Source organism: Nonomuraea jabiensis, assembly GCF_014204795.1.
Classification (GTDB): domain Bacteria; phylum Actinomycetota; class Actinomycetes; order Streptosporangiales; family Streptosporangiaceae; genus Nonomuraea; species Nonomuraea jabiensis.
The window spans coordinates 4,777,443-4,789,563 of the sequence record NZ_JACHMB010000001.1; the positions used below are offsets into that span (position 1 = coordinate 4,777,443).

Consider the following 12,121-nt stretch of genomic DNA (forward strand, 5'->3'; position numbering starts at 1 on the left):
GTCAGGGCCAGACCGCGGGGATGCGTTCGAGGATGCCGCCGGTGAAGACGTCGTAGAGGCCGAGCGGCTCCAGATGCACGTAGCCGATGTGGCAGTCGCAGGCCGCGGCGGGGCAGGGCCGGGGTCGCAGCGCCGCGCGGTAGGAGCCGTCGTACAGGTTGCCCAGCACCTCCGGGATGAAGTGGCAGCGGCGCACGGTGCCGTCGCCGTTCACCGAGATCACGCTGTCTCCCGTCCGGCACGGCAGCCCGGCGCTCCGGTGCGGGAAGCGGCTGACGTGGAAGAGCGGGTCGATCGCCGACCACTCGGCCGCCTCCTCGTCGGTGTAGAGGCGGCCCTCCTCGGCGTTCACCCACAGGTACGTCCGCGCGGGCAGGTCTGACCGCAGCCGCCGCGCGTCCGGCAGGTGCGCGGGGTCGCCGACGATGCCGACGCTGTGGCGCACGGGCAGCGAGCGGACCTTGCCCAGGAAACGGTCGTACGCGACCTGCGTCGGGTGGTAGGTCACCCACAGCGCGGCCCGGTCCGACGCCTCGGAGAGCCAGTCGGTACGGCAGCTCAGGTTCGTCTGGATCGCGACCTTGGCGACGTTCGGCAGCCAGGAGAGCTCCACGAGGGCCCGGCGGTACCACGACCTGACCAGGCCCTCACCCCACGGCGTGAACAGCACCGACACCTCGAACGGCTGCTCGCCCACCCAGCCCGCGAACCGCTCCAGCGCCTCCCGGTCGGCCCGCAACTGCTCGGGGCTGTCGCGCCGCTTGGCGAACGGGCAGTAGGCGCAGTCGTAGTCGCAGCTCGCGAGGGGCCCGCGGTAGAGGATGGTCAGCATGCCGCGTACTCCTCCATGAGCCGCCTGACCTGGGGCGAGAAGAGGGCGGGCCCGATCGCGTCGGAGTACGCCAGCCCCTCCGCCGTCAGCCGGACCGTCGCCGGGTCCGCCAGCAGCCACTCGCCGAACTCGTCCAGGGCGAAGTCGGCCAGCACGTCGCCGCCGAACCGCTCCGCGTACAGCCGCCGCGAGAGCCCGTCGCCCTGCAGCAGTGACTGGATGAGGTGGCGCCGCTTGCGTTCCTCGAGCGACAGCGAGAAGCCCACGTTGGCCACGTCGAACTCGTCCTGCCGCACGTAGTCGTCGATGATCGAGCGCACGTGCCGCGCCCCCACGGCGTACTCGAAGGAGTAGTGGAGCTCGCTCGTGTACGAGCGCGCCCCGCACCCCAGCCCCACCATCCCGTCGGTCTGGCAGCAGTATCCGGTGGTCGAACCCGTGCCGGGCAGCCGGAACATCCGCATCGAAACCTGCTCGTACCCGGCGGCCAGCAGGTGGTCGCGGCCGGCCCAGTAGAGTTCGAGCCGCTGGTCGTCCCACGCCCGGCCCTGCTTGCCGAGCCCCGTCAGCGGCCGGACGTAGAGCGGGTACAGGTACAGCTCCTCGGGCCGCCACCCGAGCGCGGTGTCCAGCGAGTACAGCCACGACTCCGGCGTCTGCCCGTCGATGCCGTAGATCAGGTCGATGTTGAGCACCGGCACGCCCGAGGCCCTGATCGCGTTGAGGGCCGCGTCCACCTCGGCCCGCTTCTGCGGGCGTACGGCGGAGCGGGCCTCGGCGTCGACGAAGCTCTGCACGCCGATCGAGACGCGGGACGTGCCGCGCTCGGCCAGGACGGACAGGCGGTCGGGCGTGGCGGTGGCGGGGGAGGTCTCCACCGACAGCGGGATCCGGGCGAGATCCACCCCCATCGTGCGTTCGGTCAGGTCGAACAGCCGGGCCAGCTCGCGCGCGCTGAGGTACGTCGGCGTCCCGCCGCCGAACGCGGCCGTGGTGAACGCGGTCTCCTCCAGCGCGTCCCGCACCTGGACGGCCTGCCGCTCCAGGGCGTCGAGGTAGGCCGCGACCAGCTCCTCCGGGGCGCCGGTGCGGGTGAAGAGGTTGCAGAAGCCGCAGCGCATCTCGCAGAACGGGATGTGTACGTACAACGCGCCCGGCCGTTCCCCGGCCCACACGTCCTTGAGCCGCGGTCGCGGATGGAGCGGCCGGTAGGCGGTCTTGTGCGGATAGGCGTAGACGTAACCCTCATAAGGCCGCATTACTCTCCAGAACGAACTCGGTGTAGGGGACCGTCCAGACCACCTCGTGGCCGATCCGGTGGCCGACGTGGCCGTCCTCGCCGTACGCCGTGCCGTGGTCGGAACAGACGATCACCAGGCAGGGACGGCGGCGGCGCATCAGCGCGTAGAGGCGTGCGATGTGCCGGTCGACGTACCGCAGCGCCGCCGCGTGGCTCTCCAGCGAGTCGCCGGCGGCTCCCGGCAGGTAGAAGTGGTTCGGCTGGTGCAGGGCCGACACGTTGACGAACAGGAAGACCGGTTCGCGCCGGTCGGCCAGCACCTCCTCGGCGCGGTCGATCTGGCGCTCCAGCGACGACGGGTTCGTCACGCCGAACGCCGGCTCCCAGTGGCTCTCGGCGAACAGGCTCGGCAGTGCGGACCCGAGGGGGGTCAGCTTGTTGAAGAAGCCGACGCCGCCGACGCACACCGTGTGGTATCCGGCCCGTGCGAGCCCGGCGGGCAGGTCGGGCGCGTCGAACACCCACGTGCGGCTTCCGGTGGTCTCGCTGCCCGGGAACGTGGCCGCGAACAGCCGGGGATGCGGCCCCGGGGTCACCGGAGTGGGCAGGAACCCGGCGAACATGGCGGCGTGGGCGGCGTACGTGAAGCTGCCCGGGCTGTGCCGCCGCTCCCAGGACGCGCCGGGCGGCAGGAGGTTCGGCAGCGACCCGGCGGCTTCGAGCGCGACCGCGACGTCGTAGCGGAGGGTGTCGAGCGTGACGAGGAGGATGTCGTGGCTCCCCACGATCCCGTTCATGTCGAACGGCGGCTTGCCTGCGCTCACCACGCCCCCGCCAGGACCGCGCGTACCTGCTCGGCATAGGTGTCCCGCCCGTGCCCCGCGAGATCCCCCAGCCCCGGCAGCAGATCCCCGAACGCGTTCACCTCGGCCACCGCCACCGACCGCCAATCCGCCCCCACCATGACGTCCACCCCCGTGGTGAGGCTCCGCGGAAAGCAGGCCGCGGCCCGCGAGCACACCTCCAGCACCCGCTCCCACAGGTCCGGCCGCGACCGTACGGCGTCCAGATCGCCCCGCGACCCGCCGAGGTGCAGGTTCGTCATCGGGCTGCGGCCGGCCCGCAGCACCGCGTGCGTCGGGACCCCGGCCACGGTCACCACCCGCAGGTCGAACACCCTCCCGCCGGTGGACGCCTTCGGAAACCACCGCTCGACGTGCAGCCCGTCGCCGGCGAGGAAGTCGACGATCCGCCGCACGTCACCGTCGGAGGTGTAGGTGCGCACCCGCAGCGAGTTGCACAGCACCCCCTCGATCCAGGCCGCCGACGTGACGGCCCGCACCCGGTCGCCGTGCGCCTGGAACGCGATCACCCCGGACGCCGACGAGCCGTGCGCGGGCTTGACGAACACCCGGGACCAGCCCCGGCGCTCCATCTCCGCCCGCAGCCCGTCGTACGAACGGGCCTCGAACGCGGGCGGCACCGGCACCCCCGCCCCGGCCAGCACGGCGTGGCAGCGCCGCTTGTCGAACATCACCGAGATCTCCCCGACGTCGCCGAGCAGCCGCACACCCGGGATGGCGGCCACCCGCGACAGCCCCGCCGTGAACGCCTTGAACCAGGCCGCCCCGCCGCCGACCCGCGCGGGATCCCCGGGCCCGCGCAGCAGCTCGTCGGCCCCGGAGTCCTCGCCCGGCGAGTCCACGCGCACCGACGAACCCTCGGGCGCGCCGATCTCCCGCCCGGCCAGCACGTCCCGCCACGGGATCACGTACGGCTCCACCAGCCCGGCGGCCACCGCGGCGTCCCGGAACATCGTCACCCGCCGGTCCCCGGGCGTACCGACCACGGCGAACCGCACGTCACTCACTCCGTCACGGCCACGTAGCCCGTGTCCGGGCTGGACAGATCGACGTCGACGCCCGGCAGCGCCGCGGTCAGGCGGGCCCTCATCTCGGGGCCGATGGCGTGGTGAGAGAGGTCCAGCCGGCGCAGGTGGGTGAGCGGCTGGCCGCTGAGCAGCGCCTCCGCCCCGGCGTCGGTGAGCGTGCCCATCGCCAGGCTCAGCGTCTCGAGCCTGGCCACGATCGGCGCGGACGCCACGGCGGCGGCGAGCTCGTCCTGGATCTGGCTGTTCTGCAGCCCCAGGTGGCGCAGCCGGGGCAACCGCTCCCCGCCCAGGATCCCGGCGACGTCGCCGACCGTGGCGTCACCGCCGTACGTGTCGACCCCGAACCACATGTCGAGGTGCTCCAGCGCGGGCAGGTCGCACCCGCCGACCCCGCGAACCGCCTCTCCCGGCAGCCCTCCCGTCTCGAACCGCAGCACCTTCAGCGACTCGTGCCGCACCGGCGAGAACCGCAGGGAGGTGCCGCCGCGCACCTCCAGCCGCTCCAGCTTCGGGTACGCCTCCAGCAGCGGCGCGACGTCCGACTGCGTGATCCAGGAGATCTCGCACTCCTCCGGAGACATCGCGCCCAGGAAGAGCGAGCGCAGCTCGGGCAGCCGGCCGGCCTCGTCGGCCAGGCGGCGGACGATGTGACCGCTGTCGCCGTCGTAGGGCTCCTCCCAACTGCCGATCACGACGGCGGTGACCTGCGAGGTGTCGACGTGCTCGAAGAACCAGTCAAAGGACTCGGCGATGAGGTCGGGGAGGTTATCGTCGTAGGTGTGGGCGCTGAGCCGCCAGGCCGCGGACCCGGCCTCGGGCGGCTTCTCGTCGTCGCCCTGCCAGGGGACCTCGGCCACCGGCAGGCCGACGTAGCTCTGGTCGTAGGTCTCGTAGTGGCTGGGCTGCTCGTCGAACTCCCGCATCACTCGTCCACCGCCACGTAACGCCACGTCTCGCCGTCCTCTTCGTCCACGTCCGGCTCCTCGTTCTCGGACACGTCGACCTCCACCCCGGGCAGGGCCTCGGTCACCCGCCGCATCATCTCGTCGGACATGTAGTGGTGGTGCAGGTCGAGCACGCGCAGATGGGTCAGCGGCTGGCCGCTGAGCAGCGCCTCCGCCCCGGCGTCGGTGAGCACGCCCATCGACAGGCTCAGCGTCTCGAGCCTGGCCACGACCGGCGCGGACGCCACTGCGGCGGCGAGCTCGTCCTGGATCTCGCTGTCCTGCAGGCCCAGATGACGCAGCGCCGGCAGCCGCTCGCCCCTGAGGATGGGCTCGACGTCGGAGACGTTGCTGTCGCCGCCGTACTCCGGCACGCCCAGCCAGAGCTCCAGGTGCTCCAGCACGGGCAACTCGCTGGCGGCCACGGCGCGAACGGCTTCTCCCGGCAGCCCTCCGGTCTCGAACCGCAGCACTTTCAGCGCCTCGTGCCGCACCGGCCGCAGCCGCAGACCGGAGCCACCGCGCACCTCCAACCGCTCCAGCTTCGGGTACGCCTCCAGCAGCGGCGTGATGTCGGACTGCTGGATCCAGGAGATCTCGGACTCCTCCGACGAGATCGCGCCCAGGAAGAGCGAGCGCAGCTCGGGCAGCCGGCCGGCCTCGTCGGCCAGGCGGCGGACGATGGGGGCGCTGCTGTCGGTGTAGCAGTCTTCCCATGCGCCGATCACGATGGCCGTGACCTTCGCGGTGTCGACGTGCTCGAAGAACCGGTCGAAGCACTCGGCGATGCGGCCGCCGTCCCAGCTGCGCGCGCTGAGCCGCCACGCCACGGAACCGGCATCGGGCCACGGCCCGTCCCCGTCCATGGGCACCTCGGCCACGGGCAGGCCGGCGTAGGTCCCGTTGTAGCGGTTCCAGGGGCTCGGATAGTCGTCGTCGGTCACGGATGATCCTCGTGTCGGGGGGGCCTGACGCGTCCTGTCCTACCAGAACCTGCCGACACTTCCGCCCGAGCTATGGTGCGCCGTGACCCGATTTGATCGAGGAGCGTGCGTCGATGAACGGCAGGGAGCCCGACTGGGCGTACGTGGCCCGGTCTCTGGTCAAGGTCCTGGTCGTCACCGCGGCGCTGTACCTGGCCTTCATCGTGACTGACCGGGTTCTGTGGTTGATCGTCGGTTCCGGCGACGAGCGGACGGCCTTGGTGTACGGCACGGCCGCCCGTGTCGCGAACCCGGACAAGCGCCTGGTGGACGGTCACGGCGACGCCGGATGGCTGCTGAACACCACCTACACCCTGCAGGGCGAGCCGCGCCGGGCCGGTCCCAGCGAGGGCTGGAAGGAGTACGAGATCGTGCCGAGCCTGTTCGGCACCGTCCGGGCCCCCTCCCTCGACGGGCCGTCCGGCAGCCTGGGCGACGCAATCTCTTCCGTGCAGGCGGACACCGTCATCGACTCGGGAGATGTTCGGCAGGCCATCGACGATCTTCCCCAGACGCTCGACGCCGTCGCGGTCGTCTGGAACCGCGACATGACCGAGGACTACATTCGGGCAGACTTCGCCTATCAGTGCGAGACCGAGCCGGAGGCGGCGTTGGCGGGGTTACGCAGGTGGGTGGGGCAGCTTGATGAGGGGGACGACCTCAGCGCCTTCATGCTGGACTACGAATGGCTCGACAGGGCGGCCAAGGAGGGCCTCGTGTACGGGCTCGTCGTAGACCGCTGGAAACTCGCCGACCTACGCAAGCTCCTGGACGACCCGGAGGTGCGGACGGTCCGGCTCGCTGACGTCGCCTTCGACCTCGACGGGGACGAGTAGCGTGAAGCCGTACGTGCTTCGGCGCGCTGACCAGCCCGGCTATTCCCCCTCGGTCGTGTTGCCGAACGTCCACAAGGACGCCATGGGTAGTGCGCGGAGCCTCTCGCCGAAAGGCAGGACCTGTTCGCCGGTATAGAGGACGAACCCAGCGCGAAATCTTGCTCCGAGCCTGTCGGCCAGGTGGCGCAGTCCACGGAAGTCGTCGCCTCGGACGGTTTCGGCGGCCTTGATCTCAATGCCGATCACTTCGCCGGACGCGTGCTCCAGGACGACGTCCACCTCCACCTTGTCGCGGTCTCGGTAGTGGAACAGCTGAACGGGTTCGTTGGCCCAGGTGAGCTGACGCGCCACCTCGCCGATCGCGAAATTCTCAAGCAGTGGGCCGATGGGGGCGGTGACGTCTCTGGCGCGTTCGGGTGACATGCCGATGAGCCGGCCGCCGAGTCCGCTGTCTGTGACGAGCAGCTTGGGTGTGGAGATGGCGCGGCGAGTGAGATTCGATGACCAGGCCGGTATGCGTTTGATCACGAAGACCAGTTCCAGGAGGTCCAAATAGCGGGAGAGCGTCACCCGAGGGAGCCCCACGTCGCCGGCGATCGACTGGACCACCGCCAGTCCTCCCATCCGGGCCGCTATGACGCTGAGAAGCCTGCGCATTTCTGCTGGACGCTCGATGTCCGAGATCTGCCGGACGTCTCTGGTGATCAGATCGGTTATGTAGGAGTCGAAGAACCTGTTGCGCCTGCGTCCCGGGTCTCTCCGGACCGCCTCCGGGTAGCCGCCGCGCAGCGCCCTGTCCACGTAGTCAGGCTTACGGAGCGAGCAGGGACGCATGGAAACGTCGACGCCATGTGTGAAGACGTAATCCACGAATCCGTCCGGAGCGCTGTCGATCTCACCCTGGGACAGTGGCCACAACTCGATGGTCTCCGTCCTGCCGGGCAGGGCGTCCGGCAGATCGCGTAGGTCCAGTAGGCGTGCGGAACCGGTGAGGAGATAACGGCCTGCACGCGGATCCCGATCGACCTCGTGCTTGATCGGCAGGAGTAGTTGCGGGGCACGCTGGATCTCATCGATCAGCAGAAGCGCGTCGTGCCGGACAAAGGCGACGGGATCCTCTTCGGCTGCGGCCAGGATCGCGGGGTCATCCAGGTAGAGCTGGCGGGCGTCGTCCACCCGGCCGGCGATCAAACTCGCCAGCGTGCTCTTTCCCACTTGCCGAGCGCCATTGACGACGACCACCCGCGTGTCCGCCAGTGCTTCCAGCGTCATGGCTTGGGCGCGGCGAGAGAACAAAACTGGCTGTGTCACACTGACGCAGATTACAGCAGCTCAACCGCTCGTGTGGGCAGTTTGCCGCAGTCGGCGTGGGCGTTCTGCCGAGCATTACGTGGGCGTTCTGCCGAAGGATGTGTGGGCGCTTTGCCGAAGAGTGTCCCAGCGAAGTGTTCGGGTCACCCGCCCACTGCGGCCCTCAGAAAAGGCGAGGTCGGGGCGCTGTCGCCGGTTCCGGATGAGTCCAGGAGGTGCCTGCCGACCTACGCAAGCTCCTGGACGACCCGGAGGTGCAGACGGTCCGGCTCGCCGACGTCGCCTTCGACCTCGACGGGGATGAGTAGCGTGAAGGGGTACGCCCTGTGGCATGTTCCACCATGGCGCGATAGATAAAGCCGGAAACGAGGATTTAGGAGACGACGTCAAACTGCTGGATGTCTACTCGACGCCGGGTCGTGTCGAACAGCGCAACAGCGTGGCACGAAATCTCCCCGATTTCGAGATGAGCCTGCCTTCGGATCACCTGTGGACCCATGGCCAAGAAGCGTGGACTGCCTGCCAACGACGCCGCGATGAGCACTCGTGAAGAATCGCCCATGTCACCGATACTTCCGAGGAGCGGTTCATGCAGCAGTCGGTATGGCAAGCCCGCACGGCCACCCTGGGCGCGGTCGCGCTCGCATTCGTCGGTTCACTGGCCTTGACGGCTCCCACGGCCGAGGCGAGCGCGTCGTCCGGAACGGCGGCAGCGAAAACGGCCCAGGAGAGCGCACTGGCGATCTGCCCGGTAAAGGTCCTCAAGACCACCCAGCGCTGGTACCTGCAGGCCAACGGCACTTTCGCCTTCCACAATTACTTCCGGCAGGGCAGCCTGCTCAACATCTACCAGGGCGAGACCCGAAAGCACGGCAGCATCGTGGTCGTGAAGACGACGACGGTGGTGGGCGACTATCGCTTCTGGGTGAACCAGGCCCACATCGCCGGGACCGGCGGGTCCTGCCGCTCATAGCCGCTCTTCACCCGCCGAGGGAGCCGACCTACCGCCGTCATGGGCAGGGAGACGACGTTCCGCGTCCCAACCCCTGGCGTGTTCTATTCGCGCCTGCGCATATTGGCTGCCGGTATGAGCCCACTCACCACGGTGAGGCGTTGCAGGGCTGGATGCCGCGACTCGTGCCGGCCGCCAGTCGCTGCTCGCCTACCGTTACGTCGCCGATGCCACACTCAGTGAGGAATCACCTCGGCGCGCACACCGGAGATCATCGAACACTGCCGATGAGTCCATCGTGATCACCGTTCTCGCGGTGGCCGCGGCCGTCGCTGCGATCAGAAGATCGTACGCTGGTTGTCGGGCGCTGAGGGTGATCTGTGGGTCAGTGAGGTCAGGGCCCTTGGTGGAGGGTGGCGTACTCGGCGCGGGCCTGTTCGGCGGCGTCGGAGTAGCGCCGGGCCTTCTCGTGTTCTGCGAGGGCGCGGTAGACGCCGGCGAGGGAGGGGCTGTGGCCCTTGCGCTTGCCGGTGGGGATGATCAGATCCATCGGATCTTCTTGATGGGTTGGCCGGCCGCGCGGCGCCGCAGCACGGTAGATATCCGGCCACCAACCGCAGATGATCGCTGCGGGCCTGCTCCCGCCGACCGTACTCGGCAAGAACGTCAGGGTCCACGCTCAGCCGCTCGGCCAGATCGTCATCCATTGGAAATTCCCCGGGGACTGCAGCCAGGCCCCTCAGCCCAGGTCGGACATGTCGAGCACGAAGCGGTAGCGGACGTCGTTGCGCCGGAGGCGGTCGAGTGCCGTGTGCACCTGTGAGGAGGGGAGCACTTCGACGTCGGCGGCGATGCCGTTGTCGGCGCAGAACCGGAGCATCTCGGCTGTCGCGGGGCGGCCTCCGCTGCCCGCGGAGCCGAGCTTCTTGCGGCCCACGAGCAGGTCCATGGCCTCGACGGTGACCGGGCCCAGGTGTCCGAGGAGGCTGAGGGTGCCGTCCATCGCCACCAACCGCAGGTACGGGGCGAGGTCGTGGGGTGCGGAGATGGTGTCGATGACGACGTCGAAGGTGTCGCGTGCCGCGGCCATCTGCTGGGTGTCGGTGGAGGCGATGAGGTCGTGAGCGCCGAGCCGGCGGGCGTCCTCGTGCTTGTCCCGCGTGCGGCTGATGACGGTCGTGGCGGCGCCGAGCGCCACGGCCGTCTTGACGGCCAGGTGACCCAGGCCGCCGAGCCCGGCCACGGCGACGCGGCTGCCGGGGCCCACGCCGAGGGAGCGCAGGGGTTCCCAGACGGTGACGCCGGCGCACAGCAGCGGGGCGGCTGCGGCAGGGTCGAGACCGGAGGGGAGCGGGTAGGCAAATGCATCGCGTACGACGTACTCGCGGGAGTAGCCGCCCAGGGTGGTCGACCCGTCCTTCCGGTCGATGCCGCCGTAGGTCAGGGTCGGGAAGGAGTGGCAGAAATTCTCCTGTCCGGCTCGGCACATGGCGCACACGCCGCAGGAGTCGATGATGTTGCCCACCGCGACGCGGTCGCCGACCGAGAAGGCGGTCACCTCGGGGCCGGTCTCGGTCACGACGCCGGTGAGTTCGTGACCGGGCACCAGGGGCGCTTTCGCGTGCTGGCCGTAGTTTTGCAGGGCGTGCAGATCGGTGTGGCACACGCCGCAGTAGTCGACCTGTACCGCGATGTCATCTGGGCGCAGGTCACGGCGCTCCAGCGACGTGCGCCGCAACGCCATCGGGCCGGTCGCCTGCCATCCGGCGGTCGTTCGCACAGCTGAGCTCCTTAAACAGACTGTTCGGTCTATTGCAGACTAAGGGCGCCCGCGCACCAAAGCAAACCGACTGTTCTGTTTAGTAGGATGGACACATGCCGGAACATCCCCAGACCTCGCGAGGTGCCGCGACCTACCAGCGCATCCTGGACGCCGCCACCGAGGAGTTCGCTCGGCACGGCATCGCCGGGGCGCGCATCGAACGCATCGTGACGGCAGCGCGCACCAACAAGGCGCAGCTCTACGCCTACTTCGGCGACAAGGAACGACTCTTCGACGCGATCTTTCTCAGCTCGCTGGAGCGCATCACCGACGTCGTACCCATCGACGCCGACGACCTCGCGGACTGGGCCGTGCGCCTCTACGACGAATACCTGCGTCGCCCCGACCTCATCCGGCTGGCGACCTGGACCCGGCTGGAGCGCCGGCCTGCCGGGCACCTCGTCGAGACCCATCAGCACTACGACGACCGCAAGCTCACGGCCATCGCTAAGGCCCAGGCCGCCGGGCGGGTCCGCGCCGGTGACCCGTTCGACATCATGGCCATGGTCATCGCCATGTCCATGGCCTGGTCCCCGGTCAGCAACGTATATGCGGCGAGCAGTCAAGAGCCCAAGGACATACATGACCAGCGCCGCGCTCTGCTCCGCGACTGCGTCCGAAGGGCCACCGCGACCGGCGGCGGCGACGCATCCCCCTCATGACAGCGGTTCGTCGAGGACGTCGCGACCCTGGGTGCTAAGCTCACCGATCGCCTTGCCGGACGATGGTGCCCTGCTGGGCGTGGTGCAGATCGCAGAAACCGGCACCGCTCGGTCGGCAGCATCGACAGATCCAGCTGGTGGTGTCCATCCCGCGCAGATACCAACCTCCACGACCGCACCGAAACCAGTACGAACCGTAGTAGCAAAGATCGACAGGCGTCGCCCAGCCCGAATAACACCAGGTCAGCGTCTTCCATGTCTTCGCCGTGCTGGCGGAGTTCATTCGCGAACTCATCGTGGAAGGCACGCACGAGGGCCTGGCCGCCGCCCGCGCCCGCGGCCAGCGCCTGGGACGGCCGCCGGCGATGACTGCCGAGCAGATCCGGCACGCCCGCGACCTGCTCACCCGGCCGGAGAACACCGTCTCCTCGATCGCCCGGCTACTCGGCGTCAGCCGTTCCACGATCTACAAGTACGTTCCTGATCTCGCGACAGGCCGCGCCGCCGTCGAACCGCCGACGGCGCGAGCCGAACTGGAAGCGGAAGCTGATTTCGCAGTTCAGGCTCTGTTCGGCGGCTGGTGTCACGTTGGTTGACGGCACCCCGGCACGCCCATGCGCATCCCTTTCCCAGGGTTCGGAAGACGCG

At 69.4% G+C, this 12,121-nt stretch carries 14 protein-coding genes; 5 read left to right on the plus strand and 9 right to left on the minus strand.

What is annotated here, in order from left to right; translation table 11 throughout:
• Nucleotide 1 precedes the first annotated feature (1 nt).
• From HD596_RS22050 to HD596_RS22075, 6 genes are read right to left on the minus strand one after another with little or no spacing between them, the layout of a single operon-like run.
• Nucleotides 2–832 carry an STM4011 family radical SAM protein gene (locus HD596_RS22050; RefSeq protein WP_185071233.1) on the minus strand — a complete coding sequence of 277 codons (831 nt, stop codon included), beginning with the start codon at nt 830–832 and terminating at the stop codon, nt 2–4.
• Complete coding sequence (locus HD596_RS22055) at nt 826–2,091, minus strand: STM4012 family radical SAM protein (protein WP_185071234.1); 1,266 nt, start codon at nt 2,089–2,091, stop codon at nt 826–828. Before HD596_RS22055 ends, HD596_RS22050 begins: the two co-directional genes overlap by 7 nt.
• Nucleotides 2,078–2,869 (minus strand): STM4013/SEN3800 family hydrolase, encoded by a 792-nt coding sequence (locus HD596_RS22060; protein WP_185078630.1) that lies wholly within the window; start codon nt 2,867–2,869, stop codon nt 2,078–2,080. The genes HD596_RS22055 and HD596_RS22060 overlap by 14 nt, the downstream gene beginning before the upstream one ends.
• A gap of 23 nt (nt 2,870–2,892) precedes the next feature.
• Nucleotides 2,893–3,933: an STM4014 family protein gene (locus HD596_RS22065; protein ID WP_185071235.1), complete on the minus strand. Its 1,041-nt coding sequence runs from the start codon at nt 3,931–3,933 to the stop codon at nt 2,893–2,895.
• 5 nt (nt 3,934–3,938) lie between these two features.
• Entirely contained in the window at nt 3,939–4,886 is a 948-nt protein-coding gene (locus tag HD596_RS22070; RefSeq protein WP_185071236.1) for an STM4015 family protein, read from the minus strand.
• Nucleotides 4,886–5,851, minus strand: a complete 966-nt coding sequence (locus HD596_RS22075; protein WP_313044640.1) for an STM4015 family protein — start codon at nt 5,849–5,851, stop codon at nt 4,886–4,888. The genes HD596_RS22070 and HD596_RS22075 overlap by 1 nt, the downstream gene beginning before the upstream one ends.
• A gap of 113 nt (nt 5,852–5,964) precedes the next feature.
• On the opposite strand from HD596_RS22075, the gene HD596_RS22080 reads away from it, so the two are divergent.
• Nucleotides 5,965–6,726 (plus strand): hypothetical protein, encoded by a 762-nt coding sequence (locus HD596_RS22080; RefSeq protein WP_185071237.1) that lies wholly within the window; start codon nt 5,965–5,967, stop codon nt 6,724–6,726.
• 39 nt (nt 6,727–6,765) lie between these two features.
• Here HD596_RS22080 and HD596_RS22085 read toward each other — a convergent pair whose 3' ends face one another.
• Nucleotides 6,766–8,037 (minus strand): ATP-binding protein, encoded by a 1,272-nt coding sequence (locus HD596_RS22085; RefSeq protein ID WP_221519450.1) that lies wholly within the window; start codon nt 8,035–8,037, stop codon nt 6,766–6,768.
• 331 nt (nt 8,038–8,368) lie between these two features.
• Between HD596_RS22085 and HD596_RS22090 the strand changes: the two genes are divergently transcribed.
• Both HD596_RS22090 and HD596_RS22095 read left to right on the plus strand, forming a co-directional pair.
• Entirely contained in the window at nt 8,369–8,587 is a 219-nt protein-coding gene (locus HD596_RS22090) for a hypothetical protein (protein WP_185071238.1), read from the plus strand.
• Nucleotides 8,588–8,626: 39 nt separating this feature from the next.
• Complete coding sequence (locus HD596_RS22095; protein WP_185071239.1) at nt 8,627–9,010, plus strand: hypothetical protein; 384 nt, start codon at nt 8,627–8,629, stop codon at nt 9,008–9,010.
• A 373-nt stretch (nt 9,011–9,383) separates the two neighbouring features.
• Here the strand turns inward: HD596_RS22095 and HD596_RS22100 are convergent, their stop codons facing one another.
• Both HD596_RS22100 and HD596_RS22105 read right to left on the minus strand, forming a co-directional pair.
• Nucleotides 9,384–9,539 carry a hypothetical protein gene (locus HD596_RS22100; protein WP_185071240.1) on the minus strand — a complete coding sequence of 52 codons (156 nt, stop codon included), beginning with the start codon at nt 9,537–9,539 and terminating at the stop codon, nt 9,384–9,386.
• Between the two features lie 189 nt (nt 9,540–9,728).
• Nucleotides 9,729–10,769 carry an NAD(P)-dependent alcohol dehydrogenase gene (locus tag HD596_RS22105; protein WP_185071241.1) on the minus strand — a complete coding sequence of 347 codons (1,041 nt, stop codon included), beginning with the start codon at nt 10,767–10,769 and terminating at the stop codon, nt 9,729–9,731.
• 95 nt (nt 10,770–10,864) lie between these two features.
• Between HD596_RS22105 and HD596_RS22110 the strand changes: the two genes are divergently transcribed.
• Both HD596_RS22110 and HD596_RS22115 read left to right on the plus strand, forming a co-directional pair.
• Complete coding sequence (locus tag HD596_RS22110; RefSeq protein WP_185071242.1) at nt 10,865–11,473, plus strand: TetR/AcrR family transcriptional regulator; 609 nt, start codon at nt 10,865–10,867, stop codon at nt 11,471–11,473.
• Between the two features lie 266 nt (nt 11,474–11,739).
• Complete coding sequence (locus HD596_RS22115) at nt 11,740–12,069, plus strand: helix-turn-helix domain-containing protein (RefSeq protein WP_313044641.1); 330 nt, start codon at nt 11,740–11,742, stop codon at nt 12,067–12,069.
• Nucleotides 12,070–12,121 lie beyond the last annotated feature (52 nt).